16 protein-coding genes are annotated in these 19987 nt (G+C 71.8%); 2 read left to right on the top strand and 14 right to left on the bottom strand.

Translation table 11 applies throughout. From position 1 onward, the window contains the following. Positions 1-44: 44 nt before the first annotated feature. From ACFPA8_RS19155 to ACFPA8_RS19185, 7 genes are all read right to left on the bottom strand, one after another. Complete coding sequence (locus ACFPA8_RS19155; RefSeq protein ID WP_386450097.1) at positions 45-818, bottom strand: ABC transporter permease; 774 nt, start codon at positions 816-818, stop codon at positions 45-47. Then, complete coding sequence (locus ACFPA8_RS19160; protein ID WP_386450099.1) at positions 815-1543, bottom strand: ABC transporter ATP-binding protein; 729 nt, start codon at positions 1541-1543, stop codon at positions 815-817. Before ACFPA8_RS19160 ends, ACFPA8_RS19155 begins: the two co-directional genes overlap by 4 nt. Then, on the bottom strand, positions 1536-2087 hold the full coding sequence (locus tag ACFPA8_RS19165) for a TetR/AcrR family transcriptional regulator (RefSeq protein WP_386450101.1): 552 nt from the start codon (positions 2085-2087) through the stop codon (positions 1536-1538). Before ACFPA8_RS19165 ends, ACFPA8_RS19160 begins: the two co-directional genes overlap by 8 nt. A 154-nt stretch (positions 2088-2241) precedes the next feature. Then, positions 2242-3378: a glycerate kinase gene (locus ACFPA8_RS19170; RefSeq protein WP_386450103.1), complete on the bottom strand. Its 1137-nt coding sequence runs from the start codon at positions 3376-3378 to the stop codon at positions 2242-2244. Between the two features lie 184 nt (positions 3379-3562). Next, entirely contained in the window at positions 3563-4990 is a 1428-nt protein-coding gene (locus ACFPA8_RS19175; protein WP_386450105.1) for a phytoene desaturase family protein, read from the bottom strand. A gap of 40 nt (positions 4991-5030) precedes the next feature. Next, on the bottom strand, positions 5031-5849 hold the full coding sequence (locus ACFPA8_RS19180; protein ID WP_386450107.1) for an inositol monophosphatase family protein: 819 nt from the start codon (positions 5847-5849) through the stop codon (positions 5031-5033). A gap of 128 nt (positions 5850-5977) precedes the next feature. Further along, the gene (locus ACFPA8_RS19185; protein WP_386450109.1) at positions 5978-7855 is read right to left on the bottom strand and encodes a gamma-glutamyltransferase family protein; all 1878 of its coding nucleotides are present in this window, start codon (positions 7853-7855) and stop codon (positions 5978-5980) included. A 258-nt stretch (positions 7856-8113) separates the two neighbouring features. Between ACFPA8_RS19185 and ACFPA8_RS19190 the strand changes: the two genes are divergently transcribed. Beyond that, positions 8114-8920 (top strand): SIR2 family NAD-dependent protein deacylase, encoded by an 807-nt coding sequence (locus ACFPA8_RS19190; protein ID WP_386450111.1) that lies wholly within the window; start codon positions 8114-8116, stop codon positions 8918-8920. A gap of 259 nt (positions 8921-9179) precedes the next feature. Beyond that, positions 9180-10130, top strand: coding sequence for a hypothetical protein (locus ACFPA8_RS19195; RefSeq protein WP_386450113.1), 951 nt, complete (start codon positions 9180-9182; stop codon positions 10128-10130). 34 nt (positions 10131-10164) lie between these two features. Here ACFPA8_RS19195 and ACFPA8_RS19200 read toward each other — a convergent pair whose 3' ends face one another. The 7 genes from ACFPA8_RS19200 to ggt all read right to left on the bottom strand — a co-directional run bounded on the left by ACFPA8_RS19200 (position 10165) and on the right by ggt (position 19930). Next, positions 10165-11739, bottom strand: coding sequence for an NCS1 family nucleobase:cation symporter-1 (locus tag ACFPA8_RS19200; RefSeq protein ID WP_386450115.1), 1575 nt, complete (start codon positions 11737-11739; stop codon positions 10165-10167). A gap of 88 nt (positions 11740-11827) precedes the next feature. Next, positions 11828-12835, bottom strand: a complete 1008-nt coding sequence (locus ACFPA8_RS19205) for a TIGR03842 family LLM class F420-dependent oxidoreductase (protein WP_386450117.1) — start codon at positions 12833-12835, stop codon at positions 11828-11830. Positions 12836-12874: 39 nt separating this feature from the next. Beyond that, a complete protein-coding gene (gene hydA / locus ACFPA8_RS19210) occupies positions 12875-14281 on the bottom strand; it encodes a dihydropyrimidinase (protein ID WP_386450119.1) in 1407 nt (468 codons plus the stop codon). Next, positions 14278-15627, bottom strand: a complete 1350-nt coding sequence (locus ACFPA8_RS19215; protein ID WP_386450121.1) for an aspartate aminotransferase family protein — start codon at positions 15625-15627, stop codon at positions 14278-14280. Before ACFPA8_RS19215 ends, hydA begins: the two co-directional genes overlap by 4 nt. Beyond that, positions 15627-16469, bottom strand: coding sequence for a nitrilase-related carbon-nitrogen hydrolase (locus ACFPA8_RS19220; protein WP_386450123.1), 843 nt, complete (start codon positions 16467-16469; stop codon positions 15627-15629). The genes ACFPA8_RS19215 and ACFPA8_RS19220 overlap by 1 nt, the downstream gene beginning before the upstream one ends. Positions 16470-16635: 166 nt before the next feature. Next, positions 16636-18000 carry a hypothetical protein gene (locus tag ACFPA8_RS19225; protein ID WP_386450125.1) on the bottom strand — a complete coding sequence of 455 codons (1365 nt, stop codon included), beginning with the start codon at positions 17998-18000 and terminating at the stop codon, positions 16636-16638. A 103-nt stretch (positions 18001-18103) separates the two neighbouring features. Next, positions 18104-19930 carry a gamma-glutamyltransferase gene (ggt, locus tag ACFPA8_RS19230; RefSeq protein WP_386450127.1) on the bottom strand — a complete coding sequence of 609 codons (1827 nt, stop codon included), beginning with the start codon at positions 19928-19930 and terminating at the stop codon, positions 18104-18106. Positions 19931-19987 lie beyond the last annotated feature (57 nt).

The following is a 19987-nucleotide window of genomic DNA, read 5'->3' on the forward strand; positions in this document are numbered from 1 at the left end:
TCCGATCGGGGACGGAGCGGAACCGCCTTCCCCGCCGGCGGTTCTCAGCGGTCGAGCTGGAGGCGGGACCACGCCCGCATCGCCAACAGCCCGGACACCAAGGGGACCAGGGGCACGAGCGCCAGCTGAGCCCGGGAGACGGTGGCCGGTTCGAGAGCCCACATTGCGGGAGCGGCGACGGGGAACCACGCACCGGTGCCGGCGACGACCATGACCTGGGCGACGGCCACGGTCCCGATCGCCGCGGCGATCCCCGGGAGCAGTCCCCGCCCCAGCGTCGCCGCCCACGCCACCGGCACGGCGAGCAGACCGGAGAACACGACCAGGGCGAACACCCGGGCCAGGCCGGCGAGCTCCTCGGCCTCCGGCGTGCCGTTGCCCGCCGCGAGACCGGCGACGGCGAGCACGGTCACGAGTGCGACGGCGACCGCCGCGCTCCATGCGGCGAACGCGGTCAGTTTGGCTGCCAGGACGGTCCTGCGGGAGACCGGAAGCGCGAACAGGCCACTCACCGTGCCCTCGGCGAATTCGCGCCCGACCGCCCACGCGAGCACCACCCCGAAGCCGAGCAGTCCGGCGGCCCCGGTGATCTGAGCCGCCACGCCGGACAGCCTGGTCCAGCCCTCCTCGTCGGCGAGGCCGCCGAGCTGGGCGACGACCCTCTCGTTGCCGGCTTCCGCCGCTGCCGACATCGAGACGGTCAGCACCGTGATTCCCAGGACGATCAGCACCGTGCCCGTCCGTACGACCCGTGATGCGAGGAACTTGCGGACCTCGACGGACAGGGCCGCCGCGAAGTTCTCAGAACCGGCGCTCATGCTGCTCTCCGTTCGTCGTCGGCGTGGACCAGCGCGAAGAACGACCTCTCGATGTCCACGCCCTGCGGGTCCAGCGTGCCGATGAGGCGGCCGCCGTTGACGACCGTGATGCGGTGCGCGATCCGCGCCACCTCGTCGAGATGATGACTGGAGACGAGCACACCGGCCCCCGCCTCCGCCCTGCGCAGCAGCGCCTCCCGCACGAGGATGACGCCCGCCGGGTCCAGCGCGCTGGTCGGCTCGTCGAGGACGACCAGGTAGGGGTTGTGCTGCAGCGCGCCGGCGATTCCGAGGCGCTGCCGGTTGCCGCTCGAGAGCACCCGGGCCCGTACGCGGGCGTACGGTTCGAGGTCGAGTTCCGCCAGCGCGCGCGTCACCATGCCGGGGATGGAGGTGGCCGGTACTCCGCGCATCCGGGCGGCCACCGAGAGATTGGTGCGGGCGTCGAGTTCGGGGTAGATCAGCGGGGTGTCGACGAGGTGACCGACCCGGGCCCAGACCGACGCCTCCGCGCTGTCGAGGCTGTGGCCGTGTATGCGTACGGTCCCCGTGGTGGACCGCAGCATCCCGAGCAGGAGCCGCATCAGGGTGGTCTTGCCGGCACCGTTGAGCCCGACGAGGGCGTGGATCTGCCCGGCCGCCACCTCGAGATCCATACCGCGGACGCCGGCGCCGCCCGCGAACAGCCGGCTCAGGTCCCTTGCCTGCAGGCGGAGTTCACTCATCGCCGCCCTCCAGGGTGTCCAGCGCGGTGAGGACCGCGTCACCGAGCGGGGCGTCCTCGCTCACCGACCACTCCAGCAGCGCGGCGGTGACCGCCGCGAGCACGGCGGCGGCCGCCGCCCTCGCACGCAGGGGACGGGCTCCGTCCGCGATCAGCTGGTCGGAGACCAGACGCTCGGTGGCGGCGTTGTTGCGCCACATCTCGCCCCGCAGCGAGGGGGTGCCGGCCACGATCCGCACCCGTCTGCGGACCGTGTCCCCGTCGGGCTCGGGCACCCGCGCCCATGCCTCCCGCAGCCCGCCCGCCGCACGGCGCAGCGGCCCCAGTTCCCCGGGCTGTGCCGCGACGGCGTCGGCGATGAACTCGTCGTACGGGTCCTCGAAGAGCACTTGGTGCTTGGCCGGGAAGTGGCGGAAGAAGGTCATCTCGGTCACGTCCGCCGCGGCAGCGATCTGAGCCACCGTCGTCTGCTCGAATCCGTGCCGCTCGAAGAGCTCCAGTGCGACGTCGGACAGCCGCGCCCGTGTGCGTGCGCGCTTGTTCATGTCCCTGCCCCCTCAAGGTCGGCACAGCGATGCCAGTGCCTGACACCCGCGATTTGTTAGACACTAACATTCTCGGCGCGTGGTGCACACGGCAGCGACCGGACCTGCGTCCGGTGGACATGCGGGAGGGGAAGGCGCGCCGGGCGGCCGTGGGTCAGAGACGGTCCTCCGCCAGGCGCTCGGCCAGCTTCTCCAGCAGCGGGCCCGCCTCGGACATGCAGCGCCCGGTGTCCTTCTCCACGTCCGTCAGGGCGTAGACACGCTCGAACCCGGCGCTCTTGAGAGCCTTGTCGTCCAGCTTGAGCTGCCCGCACACGCCCAGCACCGGCTTGGCCCGCTTGCGCGCCGCCGCGGCGACCCCCGCGGGCGCCTTGCCGTGCAGGGTCTGCGCGTCCAGCGATCCCTCCCCCGTGATGACGAGGTCGGCACGCTCCAGCGCGGAATCGAAGCCCAGCACCTCCAGCAGTACGTCGATGCCGGGCCGGAACGTCGCGTCGAGGCCGACGAGCGCGCCGTAGCCGATGCCGCCTGCCGCCCCGGCGCCCGGCGCCTCGGCGGTCTCGGCCGCCCGCGGACCGACCGAGTCGCCCATCACCTTCACGAAGTGGGTGAGCGCGGCGTCGAGGACGTTCACGTCCTGCTCGCCCGCGCCCTTCTGCGGTCCGTAGACGGAAGCGGCGCCCTTAGGCCCCGTCAGGGGGTTGTCGACGTCGCTGGCCAGGACGACCTCGATGTCCCCGAACCGCTCGTCGACACCGGACAGGTCCGCGGACACCATCTCCACCAGCGGCCCTCCCCCGTGCGGGATCTGGTCGCCGTCCTCGTCGAGGAAGCGGGCGCCGAGGGCCTCCAGCATGCCGGCGCCGCCGTCCGTCGTCGCGGAGCCGCCGACACCGAGAACGACAGTGCGGGCGCCCGCGTCGGCTGCCGCGAGCAGCAGTTCGCCTGTGCCGCGAGTGGTGGCCGTCAGCGGTGCGTAGACGGTGGGAGGCATCAGCTGGAGGCCCGACGCCTCGGCCATCTCGACGACCGCGGTATCGCCGCGCAGGGCGAAGGCGGCGGTGACCGGTGCGCCGAGCGGCCCGGTGACCTCCACCTCGTGCCGCTCGAAACCGGCCGCGATCGCCGCCGCGACGGTGCCGTCGCCGCCGTCTGCGACCGGCAGCGACTCCACACCCGTCTCGGGACGGACCCGCCTGATCCCGGCTGTGATCCGCTCAGCGACCTCGACGGCCGTGAGCGAGCCCTTGAACTTGTCCGCGGCGATCAGTACGCGCGCCGTCGTCGTCATTGTTCTGCCCCTGGGTCTCTTTTGCGTTCGAACAGGCAGTCGCGCCGAGGCGACCCTATCCGGCTGTGACCCCTGCCCACCATGGGCAGTGCAAACGTCAACGGCCGCGAAGTGAGGCTCGCCGCACCGGGCCGGAACACTGCCCGCTGCGACGCCGCCGGACCCCGCGCGCCGGGGCGCGCCGTCAGTCCTGCTGCCGCAGCTGCCGCCAGACCGCGCGGGCCGCGTGGTGGCCGGACATGCCGTGCACCCCCGGGCCGGGCGGTGTGGAGGACGAACAGATGAAGACCGCGGGGTGCGCGGTGCCGTACGGAAGGGTCGTCAGCTTCGGGCGGATCAGGAACTGGAGACCGTCCACGGCGCCCGCGGCGAAGTCGCCGCCCACGTAGTTGGCGTTGCGCGCGGCCAGTTGAGGCGGCCCGGCCGTGGCACGTGCCAGCACCCGGTCGCGGAACCCCGGTGCGAACCGCTCCAGTTGGCGCTCGACGGCGTCCGTGGCGTCGCCCTCCCAGCCGTTCGGGACATGCCCGTACGCCCAGAAGACGTGCTTGCCCTCGGGCGCGCGGCCCGGGTCGACGAGACTGGGCTGGGCCGTGATCAGGAACGGCCGCTCGGGAGCCCGCCCGGAGACGGCGTCCTTGAGAGCCGTCGACATCGCTCCGGCCGTCGGGCCGATGTGCACGGCGCCGGCACGGCGTGCGTCCTCGGACGTCCAGGGCACGGGCCCGTCCAGCGCATAGTCGATCTTGAAAACGCTCGCGCCGTAGCGGAAGCCGTCGTAGGCGTTGCCCAGCCCCGCGATACGGGCCAGCGCTCTCGGCGAGGTGTCGAAGATGTAGGCGCGGGCGGGCGGCAGTTCGTCGAGGCGCTTGACCTCGGTGCCCGTGTGGATCACGCCTCCGTTCGCGCGCAGATACCCGGCGAGTGCGTCGGAGACGGCCTGCGAACCGCCTCGGGCGAGGGGCCAGCCCCTGCCGTGCGCGGAGAGGGCGAAGCACAGGGCCGCGCCGCTCACGCCCGGCGTGCTGAACGGCGCGATGACGTGCGCGCCCATCCCCGCCATCAGGGCCCGCGCCCTCTCGTCCCGGAAGCGGCGGTTGAGCCAGCTGATCGGCTGGAGCGCCTGCAGCCCGAACCGCGCGAGCAGCACCGGGTTCTGGGGGAAGCGGCCGTTGAACCACGAACCCATGCCCATGAAGTCCTCGGCCAGCTCCTCCCACCTCTCGAGGAACGGTTCCACCATGCGCCGGTACGTGCCGGCGTCCCGCGGCCCCAGCGACAGCGCCGTCTCGGTGACGGAGCGCGACAGCACCGCCGACGACCCGTCCGGGAAGGGGTTGGCCAGGCACAGCTCGGGATGGAGCCACTCCAGCCCGTACTTCTCCAGCGGCATCCGGTTGAAGGCCGGCGAGTTGGCGCCCGTGGGGTGCACCGCCGAACACGGGTCGTGCCGGAAGCCGGGGAGGGTGAGTTCCTCCGTGCGTGCGCCGCCGCCGACGGTGTCCATCGCCTCGAACACCTCGACGGAGAAGCCGCGGCGGGCGAGTTCGACGGCTGCGGTCAGCCCGTTCGGTCCGGCTCCGACGACGACCGCGTCACGGATCGATGGCACTGTCGGCTCTCCCCTCTCCTGTGAGGTCAGTCGCCGACGGTCAGCTGCCGGCGCGCAGCAGCCCCACCATACGCCGCGCTGTCCCCGCGTCCCGCGCCGCAGTGAAAGGAAGTGCGTTGCCGCCCGCGAGCCGGAACGGCTCCGCGTCGAGGGTGGAGTTGGCGCCGCCGGCCTCCGAGACGAGCAGCAGGCCCGCGGCGTGGTCCCACGCCGCTTCCCAGCTGAAGGCGACCGCGTCGAGCAGGCCACGGGCGATGTTCAGGTACTCCACTCCCGCGGACCCGCACGGACGCGGGGCGACACCTTCGGTGCGCAGCCCGAGCAGGGCGTGCTTCTGGGCGTCCGTCGTGAAGTCCGGGTGGGAGGTGGCCACTTCGAGGACCTTGTCCTCCTCCGGCCGTCCCGCGAAGAGAGCCTCGCCGTCGAGCAGGGCGCCGCCCCGGTGCCTGGCGGTCGCCATCGTGTCGGGCACCGGCACGTACGTCCACGAGGCGAGGACCTCGCCGTAGCGGGCGAGCGCGACCAGGGTGCAGAACCCCTCGTGCCCGCGGACGAACTGCCGCGTGCCGTCGATGGGGTCGACGATCCACACGGGCGCGTCGCCGTGCAGCGCCTCGTAGGTGACGGGCTTGGCGTGCACCGCCTCCTCGCCGACGACCACGGAGCCGGGGAGCAGCGTCGCCAGAGTGCGGCTGAGCTGGTCCTCCGCGCGCTGGTCCGCGACGGTGACCAGGTCGTGCGGGCCGCTCTTCTCCACCACCTCGTGGTCGGCGAGCTGCCGCCACCGCGGCATCACTTCCTCCGCCACCGTCCGCCGGATGGCTCCTTCGACCGCTGCGATCAGCTCATCGTCGATCATGCCTCCAATGGAAGCACGCCGGGATGGGCGGCGGGACCTGCGAGACCGGGCCGCTCAGCGGGCCTTCCTCCCGGCCGCTCAGCGGCCCCTCCCTCCCGGCCGCTCAGCGGCCCCTCCTTCCCGGCCGCTCAGCGGCCGACCGCGTAGCCCTGCATGCCGCGCGGATTCGCCGCGGCGCTCAGTACGCCCGTCTCCGGGTCGCGTGCCACGGCGCACAGCCGGCCCTCCGACCAGGCCGGCCCAGCCTCCACCTCGTGCCCCCGCGCCCTGAGGCCCTCGATCACGCGGCTGCCCGCGCGGGACTCCACCGTGACGCTGCCCGGCCGCATCGCCCGCGGGTAGAACGAGCCGGGGAAGCTCTCCGTGTGCCAGTCGGGGGCGTCGACGGCTCCCTGGAGGTCGAGTCCGCCGCGTACGTACGGGCGCAGCACCGCGGCGAGGAAGAAGTGCATCTGCCACTGGTCCTGCTGGTCTCCGCCGGGGGTGCCGAAGGCGAGCACCGGAACGCCGCCGCGCAGCGCGAGCGAGGGCGTCAGCGTCGTGCGGGGGCGCCGGCCCGGCGTGAGGGAGTTGGGCAGGCCGGGCTCCAGCCAGGTCATCTGCAGCCGCGTGCCCAGCGGGAAGCCCAGCTCGGGAACCACGGGGTTGGAGTGCAGCCAGCCGCCGCTGGGGGTCGCGCTGACCATGTTGCCCCACCGGTCGACGACGTCGAGGTGGCAGGTGTCGCCGCGGGTCGCGCCGTCCCGGGCGACGGTCGGCTCGCCTGCGCCGGCGGCTCCGGAGCCCCCCGGGCTTCCGGCGATCCGGAAGGCGTCCTGGCCCTGCGCGACGGCGGTGGCGTGCGCGGCGAGGCGGGGGGAGCGTCCGTCCGGGCTGCCGGGGCGCAGCTCGTGGGAGGCGGTGTCGCCGATGAGGGCGCGGCGCCCGTCGTTGTAGCCGTCCGAGAGCAGCGTCCCGACCGGGGCCGTACCGGCGCCCTCGGCGTCCCCGTACCACGCCTCGCGGTCGGCCATGGCCAGCTTCGTGCCCTCGATGAGGCGGTGCACGAACGCGGGGTCGCGGAAGCCCCCGCCCGCCGCGTCGTCCGTGCCGGAGTCGTCGCCGAACTCGACGTCGGCGGCGGTCAGCCCGCCGGGGAGGAGCGCGAGCTGCTGCAGCAGGCTCGGGCCCTGCGACCACGCCCCGGCCTTGCAGACCGTCCAGCCGTTCCACTCGTAGCTGACGGGGTCCTCGTACGTGGCCTCCCAGCCGGCCAGGTCGTCTCCGGTGAGGGTCCCGGTGTGGCGCTCCCCCGAGGTGTCCATGGTGGGACGTGCGGAGGCGGCCAGCAGCGCCTCGGCGACGAAGCCCTCGCGCCACACGCGGCGGGCGGCTTCGATGCGCTGCTCACGGCCCGGGCCCGCCGCCGCTGATTCGGCGAGCAGACGGCGCCAGGTCGCCGCCAGCGCGGGGTTCTTCAGCAGTTCCCCCGGGGCGGGCGGACGTCCGCCGGGGAGGTAGAGGGCCGCCGAGGTGGTCCATTCCGTCTCGAAGAGTTCCCGTACGGTCTCCACCGTTTCGCCGACGCGGTCGACTGCGGGATGGCCGCGCTCCGCGTAGCCGATGGCGTAGTCGAGGACACGTTCGAGGGAGAGGGTGCCGTGATCGCGCAGAAGCGTCATCCAGGCGTCGAACGCGCCGGGTATGGCGGCGGCCAACGGGCCGGTGCCGGGAACGAGTTCGAGGCCGAGTGACCTGTAGTGCCCGATGGTCGCGCCGCGCGGTGCGACGCCTTGCCCGCACAGCACCCGCACCGGGCCGCCGGCGGGCGCCACGATGAGCGGCACCTCACCGGCAGGACCGTTCAGATGCGGCTCGACGACGTGCAGGACGAAGCCCGCGGCGACGGCGGCGTCGTAGGCGTTGCCGCCGTCCTCCAGCACGGACATCGCCGTCTGCGAGGCGAGCCAGTGGGTGGAGGAGGCCATGCCGAAGGTGCCTTGGAGGGTGGGACGGGTGGTGAACACGGGGCGTACGGCTTCCTGTCGACGGCGGTGTGCTGGGACCGGGCGGTGGTGCGGAGGCTGCTGACGGTGCGGGGACGGCCGGGAGCAGGGCCTGCGTGTACCAGCGGGAACGGCAGGACGCGGGCGACGGTATGCCGTATGCATGGCCCTGGCAAGGGCTTGCTTGAAGGCTTGACCACCGCCCCTCACAGCCGCATGACGAGCAGATCCGCCCTGCGTGGCCTGCGTTCCGCAGGCGGCTGACTACCCTTGGCGGGCATGGCTGCTTCCCCCGATTCCCCCGCTTCCCCTGACTCCCCCGACCCCACACCGGACCGGCCCCGGTCCCCCTCGCGGAGCGGCGGCCCGCTCGTGGCGATCCTCAGCGGCGCGGGGATCTCCACGGACTCCGGCATCCCCGACTACCGCGGCCCGCAAGGGCTGTGGCGGAGCGACCCGGAGGCCGAGAAGCTCGTCACGTACGACTGCTACATGACCGATCCGGACATCCGCCGCCGCTCCTGGCGGATGCGCCGCGACAGCCCCGCCTGGAAGGCCCGCCCGAACGCGGCGCACGAGGCTGTGGCGAAGCTCGAACAAGCGGGCAGGCCGGTGCGGGTCATCACCCAGAACGTGGACGGACTGCATCAGCTCGCCGGGCTGCCGGACCGCAAGGTGCTGGAACTGCACGGCAGTTCACGCACGGTGGTCTGTACGCAGTGCGAGGCCGTCACGGGCATGTCCGAGGCGCTGGAGCGGGTGGAGGCAGGAGAAGCGGACCCGGACTGCACCGGCTGCGGCGGCATCCTCAAGTCGGCGACGGTGATGTTCGGGCAGGCCCTCGACCCCGAAGTCCTGGGGCAGGCAGTGGGCGTGGCCAAGGCGTGCGACGTCTTCCTGGCCGTCGGCACGTCCCTCCAGGTGCAGCCCGCCGCCTCTCTGGCGGAGATCGCCGTCCAGCACGGGGCACGGCTGATCATCGTCAACGCGGAGCCCACCCCGTACGACGCGCTGGCCGACGAGGTCGTACGCGAACCGATCGGCGAGTCCCTGCCCCGGCTCCTCGACGACCTGCACACGGCCTGACGACGCTGATGAGCCGCCCGGACAGGTGGAGGACCTCACCACCGCGCGGGTGCGGCCTCTCGGCGTCGGCACCCCCGTCATGGCGGTGGCCTGTCTGGGGGCTGCCCGGCTGACGGGGTCGGCGAGCTGCGGGTCGGCGAGCTGCGGAGCATGCTCCGGCTGAGGTGACGGTCGCGGGACGCGTCGCCGAACGGGCCCGCGTGGTGGGCGGGTTGCCGCGCCTCCTACGATGCCGTTCATCACGGGGAGGGGTGGTTTCGTGGCACAGCGTCCAGGGCGCCTGGAAAACGGTATCGGCGGAGTGATCAGGAACCTGGACGTCGTCATCGCTGTCGGACTCGGCCTGACGATCGGCCTGTTGGACGTGTTCGGCGACGTCGTCAGCGACGACGTGTCGTCCGGTGCCACACTGCTGGTGCTCGGCGCCCTGGCGGTGGGGTCGATGACGGAGCGCGTCCGCCGCAGGTCCGACATCGAGGAGGTCGCGGCCGGCACCCGACGCGCCCTTCAGGACGTGGCGATGGTCCGGTCCCTGTCCGGCGGCGAGGTCGGTGAGGCGCTGACGAAGGCACGCGAGCAGACCAGCCGCTGGTGCTTCAAGGGCGGCACGGGCACCTATCTGCGGGCGGTGACGCTGCCGCGCTGCGTGGAGGCGGCGACCCGGCAGCGTACGCCCCTCACCCTCAAGATCGACATCATCAACCCCGCCGACGAGCAGACCTGTTCGGCCTACGCCCGCTTCCGGCACACCTTCGCCCGTCAGCACAACGTGGCCGCTGCCGACGCCTGGACCACGGCCCGGACGCGCAAGGAGTCCTACGCCACCGTGCTGGCGGCCTGCTGGTTCAAGCAGCGGCTGGACACCCTGGACATCAGCGTGCACCTCTCGCCCGGAGTGCCGACCCTCCGCTTCGACCTGTCGGACTCGTGCCTTGTGATCACGCAGGACGACCCCAACCGCGTCAACATCCTCGTCCAGAAGGAACAGCCCCTCTACGACTACTACGTCACCGAGCTGCACCAGAGCCGGGAACAGGCACGCCGGCTGGAGCTGCACGGTCTTCCGCCGCTGAGCGAGGAACCCACCGTCGACGAAGTGCGCGCGGTTTTCGACCACTTGGCCCTGGATCTGCCCGCGGCATTCACCGACGGCGACATCGGCGAGATCATCGAAAGGGCACTGCACGCCGAGGACCCGTACCGGAGGTGAACCTCGCGGCGGCCCTGACCGGCGTCGCCCCGGACTAGCGCGCCCCCGCCGCGGTTTCACGCGACCCGGCCGCACGCATCAGCGCCACGTACAGCAGCAGGGAGCTGACCATGCCCACCGCCCAGCCGTAGTCGGCCAGCGGCTTCAGGAAGGGGATCAGGCCGTCGGCGGGGAACGGTCCCTTGCCGGGTGCCGACCAGGAACCGCCGACGGCCAGCAGCCCGCCCACGACGAACGCCGCGAGCGCCCGCCAGTTCCAGCCTGAGCTGTACCAGTAGGCGCCGCCCTCGCGGTAGAGGTCGGCGACGAGCAGCCGGGTACGCCGCAGCAGCCAGTAGTCGGCGATGAGGATGCCGGCGACGGTGCCGAGGAGGCCGCCGACGGTGCCCAGCCAGGTGTAGATGTACAGCTCGGGTGTCTCGGTCAGCTTCCACGGCATGATGACGACGCCCACGACGCCCGTGACGAGCGCGCCCGTACGGAAGTTGATGAACCTCGGGGCGAGGTTCGCCAAGTCGTAGGCGGGCGAGACGACGTTCGCGGCGATGTTCACGGAGATCGTCGCGACCAGTACGGTCACCAGGGCGAACAGCAGGCCGAAGACGTTGTCCGTCTTCGCGGCGAGCTCGACCGGGTCCCAGATGGTCGCCCCGTAGACCGCCTGGGAGCCGGCCGTGACGAAGACCGACAGCAGCGCGAAGAGGGTCATCGTCGTCGGCAGGCCCAGCGACTGCCCCCACACCTGGGCGCGCTGGCCGGCGCCGAATCGGGTGAAGTCGGGGATGTTGAGCGACAGCGTGGACCAGAAGGCGATCATGCCCATCAGGGCGGGGAAGAAGACCGGCCAGAACTCGGCGCCCCAGCCCAGCTCGGAGGGCTGGTCGAGCAGCGGCCCGAAGCCCCCCGCCTTCACCGCCATCCAGATCAGCAGCACGAACGCGCCGACGATGACGAACGGCGCCGCCCAGTTCTCGAAGCGGCGCAGCGCCTCCATCCCCCGGTAGATGATGGCGAGTTCGAGGGCCCAGAAGAGCAGGAAACAGACCCACAGCGTCCACGGCTGTCCGCCGATCTGTGCCGCTTCCTTCCAGCCTCCGAAGATCTTTCCCAGGAGTACGAAGATGCCCTGCCCGCCGATCCACGTCTGGATGCCGAACCAGCAGCAGGCCACCGCAGCGCGGATCATCGCCGGCAGGTTGGCACCCCGCACGCCGAAGGAGGCACGCGCGAACACCGGGAAGGGAATGCCGTACTTGGGCCCGGCGTGCCCGGTCAGCAGCATCGGCAGCAGGACGATCACATTGGCCAGGGCGATGGTGAAGACGGCCTGCTTCCAGTCCATGCCGAGCGCCACGAGTCCCGAGGCGAGCAGCCAGGACGGGATGTTGTGGGCCATGCCGATCCACACGGCGGCGAAGTTGTACGTGGTCCAGCGCCGTTGGGCGAGCGGCACCGGGTACAGGTCGTCGTTGGCGTACCGGCTGCCCTCGGGTATGGCGCCCTCGGCGAGCTCCACCCGGCCGTCGGTGTCGGTGAACTGGTCGCTCGCCGAGCCTTCACCGGGCGCGCTCTGCGGTCCCGGTGCGGCGGCTGAAGCGGTCCCGGTCATGTGCACACACCTCTTCTGCTGGGGTCGGTCCAGTGGGTGTCGCGGGCGGTGCTGCGCCCCCGGTGTCCGGTTCCGGGAACCGGACAGCTCAGGACGCGGCGCCGAGTGCGGGGATGATCTCGCTCCCGTAGGCGTCGATGGTCGACTCCGTCGCGTCGTGCATGGCGTACACGGCGAACTGGTCGACGCCCAGGTCGCGGAGCTCCTTCAGCCGCTCCACGTGCGCCTCCGGCGGGCCAAGCAGGCAGAAGCGGTCGACGACCTCGTCGGGGACGAAGGCGGTGTCGGGATTGCCGGCGCGGCCGTGGTGCGAATAGTCGTAGCCCTGGCGGGCCTTGATGTAGCTGGTCAGCGCGGCGGGTACGAGGTCGGAGTCCTCGCCGTACCGTTCGACGAGGTCGGCCACGTGGTTGCCGACCATGCCGCCGAACCACCGGCACTGCTCGCGTGCGTGCGCGAGGTCGTCCCCGACGTATGCGGGTGCGGCGACGCAGACCGTGACCTCGTCCGGGTCGCGCCCGGCCTCCACGGCGGCGACCCGCACCGCCTTGACCATGAACTCCGTCAGGTACGGGTCGGCGAGCTGGAGAATGAAGCCGTCCGCCTCCCGGCCCGCCATGGCCAGCGCCTTCGGTCCGTACGCCCCCATCCACACGGGCAGCTTGCCGTCACGCACCCACGGCAGCCGCACGGGCGTGCCGTCGATGACGGCCTCCCGGCCCTCCGCCAGATCGCGGATGACGGACATCGCCTCGCTGAGCCTGGCGAGGGTGTTCGGCTTGCGTCCGGCCACGCGCATCGCCGAGTCGCCGCGGCCGATGCCGCAGACCGTGCGGTTGCCGTACATCTCGTTGAGCGTGGCGAAGGTGGAGGCGGTGACCTCCCAGGAGCGGGTGCCGGGATTGGTCACCATGGGACCGACGATCATCCGCTCCGTGTGCTCCAGCACGCGGCTGTGGATGACGTACGGCTCCTGCCACAGCACCGCCGAGTCGAACGTCCAGCCGTAGCGGAAGCCGTTGCGCTCGGCGCGCCGCATGAGGCCGACGGTCCGGGAGCCGGGCGGGTCAGTCTGCAGTACGAGTCCGAAGTCCATGCCAGGTCCTTTCGGTGTTTTGTTGTCCGACTGCCGTGCTCAGTCCAGGAGTTGGCACAGACCGCGGGGCGTGTACTGGCCGTGCCCCGCCCGTCCCGCGTACGTGCGGCGGTCGATGACGGTCTCGCCCCGTGAGAGCACCGTCTCGACCTGCCCGGTGATCTGCTTGCCCTCGTACGCCGAGTAGTCGACGTTCATGTGGTGCGTCTCGGCGGACAGGGTCTGCTGCGCGTCCGGGTCGTAGATGACGACGTCGGCGTCCGAACCGGGCTGCAGGGTCCCCTTCTTGGGGTAGAGCCCGAACATGCGCGCCGGACTGGCGCAGGCCAGCTCGATCCAGCGGCGCCGCGAGATGTGGCCGTCGAGGACGGCCTGGTGGAGCAGGTCCATGCGGTGCTCCACTCCCGGCATCCCGTTGGGGATCTTCGAGAAGTCGCCCCGGCCCAGCTCCTTCTGGCCGACGAAGCAGAACGGGCAGTGGTCGGTGGACACCACCTGCAGGTCGTCGGTGCGCAGGCCCCGCCACAGCGCCGCCTGGTGCTCCTTGGGCCGCAGCGGGGTGGAGCAGACGTACTTGGCGCCGCCGAAGTCGGGCTCGGCGAGGTTGTCGGTGGAGAGGAAGAGGTACTGCGGGCAGGTCTCCCCGAAGACCGGAAGGCCCTTGTCGCGTGCGGTCGCCAGCTCGGCGACGGCCTCCTCCGCGGAGACGTGCACGACGTAGAGCGGTGAGCCCGCCACCCGGGCGAGCTGGACGGCGCGGTGCGTGGCCTCGGCCTCCAGCAGCGCCTTGCGCACCTCGCCGTGGTAGCGGGGGTCGGTACGGCCTGCGGCCAGGGCCTGTTCGACGAGGACGTCGATGGCGATGCCGTTCTCCGCGTGCATCATCGTCAGGCCGCCGTTGGCGGCGGTGCGCTGCATGGCGCGCAGGATCTGACCGTCGTCGCTGTAGAAGACGCCCGGGTAGGCCATGAACATCTTGAAGGAGGTGATGCCCTCCTCCACCAGTATGTCCATCTCCTTCAGGGTGCCCTCGTTGACGTCGGAGAGGATCATGTGGAAGGCGTAGTCGATGGCGCACTGGGCGTCGGCCTTGGCGTGCCAGCGGTCCAGCCCCTCGCGGAGTGCGTGGCCCTTGGTCTGCACGGCGAAGTCGACGATGGTGGTCGTGCCGCCCCACGCCGCTGCCCGGGTGCCCGACTCGAAGTCGTCGGAGGAGAAGGTGCCTCCGAAGGGGAAGTCCATGTGGGTGTGCGCGTCGACCCCGCCCGGGACGACGTACTTGCCGGTGGCGTCGATCGTGCGTTCCGCGTTCCAGCTCTCGGCGACGGTGCTGCCGGTGGCGGCGACGGCGACGATGCGGCCGTCCTCGATGAGAACGTCGGCGTGTGTCTCGTCGGCTGCCGTGATCACGAGTCCGCCGCGAACTGCCGTACGGGTGTGCGTCATTGCGAGTTCTTCCCTCCCAGCTGAGTGTCTGCCGTGCGCAACGCGTGCTCCAGGATCTCGGCGCCCTCTTCCGCCTCCGCGACGGTCAGGGTCAGGGGCGGCGCCACCCGCAGCACGCTGCTGGTGGAGTGGCCGCCTCCCTTGCCGACGAGCAGGCCCCGCTCGCGGGCCAGCTCCAGCACGAGCGAAGCCGCCTCCGGCCACGGCTCGCCGGTGCCGGGCCGTGCGAGTTCGACGCCGGCCATCAGACCCCGGCCGCGCACCTCACGCACGATGACCGATCCGGCGGCCGCGGCGCGCAGCCGCTCCAGCAGCAGCCCGCCGACGCGACGGGCGTTGCCCTGAAGGTCGTGCTCCAGCAGGTAGTTGAGGTTGGCGTTGCCGGCGGCCATGGTGACGGGACTGCCGCCGAAGGTGGAGATCGAGTTCGCCGCGAGGCAGTTCATGACCTCGGCGCGGGCGACGACGCCCCCGATGGACATGCCGTTGCCGATGCCCTTGGCGAAGGTGAGGATGTCGGGCGGCCCCGCCTGGGCGTGCGCCTGCCAGCCCCAGAAGTGCTCGCCGGTACGGCCCCAGCCCGTCTGCACCTCGTCGCTGATCCACAGGATGCCGCGCTCGCGCAGCACTTCACGGTAGGCGGCGAGGAGCCCGTCGGGGCCGGAGGTGAACCCGCCCACGCCCTGCACCGGTTCGGCGATCAGAGCGGCCACGTCGCCCCCGGCCTGGCCGAGCATGTCGGTCAGGTCCTCGGTGCAGGCCTCGATGAACGCGGCGTCGTCCAGTTCGGCGAAGGGGCCCCGGGTCCGCACGCCGCCGTGCACGTACAGCGTCTGGAGCGGCGAGAGGGACGTCGGGGACCAGGACCGGTTCCCGGTGACGCCGATCGCCGAGAACGACCGCCCGTGGTAGCTGTTGCGGAGCGCCACGATCTGGTTCGAGCGGCGGTGGGTGGTGGCCAGCAGCAGGGCGGTGTCGTTGGCCTCCGTCCCGGACGTGGTGAAGAAGACGCGGGCGTCGGGGATGCCGGAGACCGCCGCGATCCGCTCCGCCAACTCCACCATGGGGCGGTCCAGATAGAGGCTGGAGGTGTGCAGGATGCGCTGTGCCTGCTCGCTGACGGCCTTGGTCACCTCGGGCAGCGCGTGTGCCGTCATGGTGGTGAGGATGCCGCCGAAGAAGTCGAGGTAGCGGTTGCCCTCGCTGTCCCAGACGTGCCTGCCCTCGCCGTGGGTGATCTCGATCGGTTCGTCGTAGTAGAGCGCCAGCCAGTCGGGCAGTACGGCACGGTGGCGGGCGTGGAGCATCCTCGGTGAACCCGCCGGATCGTGGTCCGCGGTGGTCATCAGGGCTGCACCAGCCCGTCGTACGCGTCGGGGCGGCGGTCGCGGTAGAAGGCCCACTGCTCGCGCACTTCGTCGATCATGCCGAAGTCCAGGTCCCGGACGAGGAGTTCCTCTTCCTTGTCGCTCGCGACGTCACCGACGAACTGGCCGCGCGGGTCGACGAAGTAGCTCGTGCCGTAGAAGTCGTTGTCGCCGTACTCCTCCTGGCCGACGCGGTTGATGGCCGCGACGAAGTACTCGTTGGCCACGGCTGCCGCGGGCTGTTCGAGCTGCCAGAGGTAGGAGGAGAGACCGCGGTGGGTGGCCGAGGGGTTGTAGACGAGGTGGGCCCCGGCCAGGCCGAGGGCGCGCCAGCCCTCCGGGAAGTGCCGGTCGTAGCAGATGTAGACGCCGACCTTGCCGACGGCCGTGTCGAAGACCGGCCACCCCAGGTTCCCCGGCTTGAAGTAGAACTTCTCCCAGAATCCCTTGACCTGGGGGATGTGGTGCTTGCGGTACTTGCCCAGGAAGGTGCCGTCGGCGTCGATGACGGCGGCGGTGTTGAAGTAGAAGCCCGACTGCTCCTTCTCGAAGACGGGCACGACGATCACCATGCCGGTCTCCCGCGCCAGCTCCTGCATCCGCTGCACCGTCGGCCCGTCCGGCACGGACTCCGCCCACTTGTAGTGCTCGGCGTCCTGGACCTGGCAGAAGTACGGGGCGTTGAAGACCTCTTGGAAGCCGATCACGCGGGCTCCCTGCCTGGCCGCTTCGCGTGCGTGCTGCTCATGCTTCGCGATCATCGACTCGGTGTCGCCGGTCCACGTCGCCTGTACGAGTGCGGCGCGCACAACATCGGTCATGAGCAGCTCCTTTGGCAGGGAGGTCAGGGCTATGCGACACGCGTAGATCCACGTGAGAATGTGACCGTAGGTTGCGTCACGCACGGTGGCAAGGGCATCGACGTTAGGTCGCCCGATCGATCTTGTTTCCGGACGGTGTCAAGAGCGCCCGGCCTGCGCGGGCCGGTCAGAACGGCCCCGGAACTCCGGGCAGGCCGATCCCCCGCATCGCGTTCGCGACCGAGCGGTGGTGCTGTGGCGAGAGGCCGGCGGCGGCCTCCAGCAGCGCGCCGACGAGCACGCCCGGCTCGGCACGTGCCAGCGACGCGGCTTCCGAGGGCGTACGGGAGCGGATCACCGCGGCGAGCAACTGGGCGGCCTGCGCGGCCCGTCCGGCCCGGTGCAGCAGTACCGCCGTCTCCGCGATCTCCGGCAGCGGCCGGGAGACGCCCTGCCGCAGCAGCCGCACGCTGTCCTCGCAGCGGCCCACCGAGCAGAGCGCGTCCGCCGCCGCGGCGAAGCCGGCGGGCGGCAGTGCGGCGGCCTCCCACAGCAGGATGCCCGCGTCGGCGCTCAGGCCCGCCTGCTGCAACTCCTCCACCAGCACCGCGAGTCGGATCGCGGACCGGCCGGCGGCGGCGCTGAGGAGTCCGTGCGCCTCTCCGCCGCGGTCCGCGCCGCGGAGGCGGCCGAGCTCCGCCACGGTCCGGCCCGCGAGCGCTCTCGCGTCGGCGAGTTCCCGGGCGCCGGGGGCGGGAAATACGGGCGCCTCCGGCTGGTCCCGTACCGCTCCGGCGAAGCGCGCACCGCGCGGGCCGGTCGCGGGAGCACCGGGCGGGACGAGGGAGGCGGGCGGCGCGCTCGTCTCCCCGGCATAGTCGGCCCCGCCCGCGAAACGGGAACCGCCTCTGCGTTCCCGTTTCCTGACGGGAGCGGCGGCGTCCTCACCGGCCGGAACCGCCGACCCGGTCGGCCCGGTCGGCCCGGTCGGCCCGGTCGGCCCGGCACTCAACGCATCGATGCGCGCGGTGAGTTCACCGCGACGGGAGTCGAGGCGGGCCAGCCAGTCGCGGGCCCGTTCCAGGTCGGTGCCGGTGATCGCGCCATGGGCGGCGCCGGGCGGCGAGGGCTCGGCCAGGGCCGCGTGGAGCTCGCGGACGCCGGCCGCCGCGCGCCGCCGCTCCAGCTCGACGGCGGCGAGCTGGTCACGGAGAGCATCCGCGCCGCCGGCCCGGCCGTCGCACGCCGCGACGGCCGCCCGGTGGAGGGAACGCAGGCGCTGCTCGGTCCGGTCGGCCGCCCGGTGCCCGTACTGCTGTGCCACGTCCGCCAGCAGGGAGGCGACGACGTCCCAGGGAGGCATCTCGCGGCCGGTCAGGCAGTCGCTCAGCCCTTCGGGGTCGTGCGCGGCGAAGACCGCGTACCAGCCCCCGTCGGGGTCGAGGCGCTGCGCGAGCTGACGCAGTTCGGAGGCGTAGGCCCGCAACTCATCCGGGACCGGGGGACGTTGCGAGGGTTGCCGGGCGGCGGCCGGTGCGGGCGGATCTGCCATGCCCGCATTGGACACCCGCCGTGTTACGGCAGGTGTTACGGCTGCGCTACGGGCGTTTTTCCGCCCGGCTCACACGCCCGTACAACCCTCGCGTGCCGCCCGGTTACTTCTTTCCGGGACGTACCACCATCGCCGAGCCTCCGCCGCGGCGTTCCTTCTCCGCCGCCGCGAGCCAGCGTCCGTCCGGCAGCGGCTGCACCGCCGTCGCCGCGCCGAGCTCCGGGATCTTGGTGAACGCGTGGCCCAGTTCCTCCAGTTCGGGCCGCACGTCGCTGTCGTAGAGCTTCGGCTCGATCTCGGTCTTCGCGGCGTTGCGCTGGCTGGCGCGCGGCGCGTTCAGCGCCTTGTCCAGCGGCATGCCGCGGTCCACGTGGTTGATCATGGTCTGCAGCACGGTCGTGATGATGGTCGCGCCGCCGGGCGAGCCGAGGGCGAAGGCGGGCTTGCCCTCGTCCAGGACGATCGTCGGCGACATGGACGAGCGGGGCCGCTTGCCCGGACCGGGGAGGTTCGGGTCGTGGACGTCCGGGTCGACCGGCTCGAAGGAGAAGTCGGTCAGTTCGTTGTTGAGCAGGAAGCCGCGGCCGGGGACGGTGATGCCGCTGCCGCCGGTCTGCTCGATGGTCAGGGTGTAGGCGACGACGTTGCCCCACTTGTCGGCCGTCGTCAGGTGCGTGGTGCTCTCACCCTCGTACGGCGTGGGCGTGGCCTTGTCGCCGCTGCCGCAGTCGGACGGATCGCGCGGGTCGCCCGGCGCGACGGGGCTCTTCAGAACCTCGTCGTCCTTGATCAGGCAGGCACGGGAGTCGGCGAAGCGCTGCGAGAGCAGCTCCTCGGTCGGCACGTCCTCCGCCGCGGGGTCGCCGACCCAGCGCCCGCGGTCGGCGAACGCGACGCGGCTGGCCTCGATGTAGCGGTGCAGCAGTTCCTTCTTGCTCAGCTCTCCCAGGTCGCCGCGTTCGAGGATGTTCAGCGCCTCGCCCACGGTCGTGCCGCCGGACGAGGAGGGCGCCATGCCGAACACGTCGAGGCCGCGGTACTCCGTGCGGGACGGGGCCTGCTTCTTGACCTCGTACGCGCTCAGGTCCTTCGCCGTGAGGTCGCCGCCGCGGATCTTCTTCTCCGCGTCCTTGCCGGCCGGCGGCTTCCGGACGGTGTCGACGATGTCGTCGGCGACCGGTCCGTCGTAGAGCGCGCCGGCCCCGTCGCGGCCCATCGTCCTGTAGGTGCGTGCCAGGTCCGGGTTGCGCATGGTCGAGCCGACCTCGGGCAGCTCGCCGCCCGGCATGAACAGATCGACCGTGTCCGGGAAGTTGCGGAAGCGTTCCTCGTTGTCGGCTGTCTGCTGCCGGAAGGTCTCATCCACCTCGAAGCCCTTGCGGGCGAGCCGTTCGGCAGGCGTGAGCACGTTGCGGAGCGACTTCGTGCCCCACTTGTCCAGGGCCTTCTCCCAGGTGGCGGGGGTGCCGGGGGTACCCACGCTCAGTCCGCTGGTGACGACCTCGTCGAACGGCAGCGCCTTGCCGTCCTCCTGGAAGAGCTTCTCGTCCGCGCTCATGGGAGCGGTCTCCCGGCCGTCGAGCGTGCGGACCTCGCCGCTCTTCGCGTCGTAGGAGACGAAGTAGCCGCCTCCGCCGACGCCCGCCGAGTACGGCTCGGTGACACCGAGCGCGGCCGCGGTCGCGACAGCGGCGTCCACGGCGTTGCCGCCCTGCTTGAGCACCTTGATTCCGGCCGCCGACGCGTCGGGGTCCACGCTGGAGACGGCGCCGCCGTGGCCGACGGCCACCGGCTCCTTCTTCGGCTGCGCCGAGCCGTCCGTCGTCCCGGCTCCGGCCGGCGCGAGAACGGCACCCACTGTGCCGATGGCCGCAGTCGCGGTGATCAGGGCGAGCAGTCTGGCGGAACGGCGGTTGGTCATGCGCCGCATGGACACCTCCTGACGGGATTGGTCAGCGAAGACTAGCCCCCGGACGTGTGCACGTCA

Source organism: Streptomyces ovatisporus (assembly GCF_042653885.1).
In the GTDB taxonomy this organism is placed as follows: domain Bacteria; phylum Actinomycetota; class Actinomycetes; order Streptomycetales; family Streptomycetaceae; genus Streptomyces; species Streptomyces ovatisporus.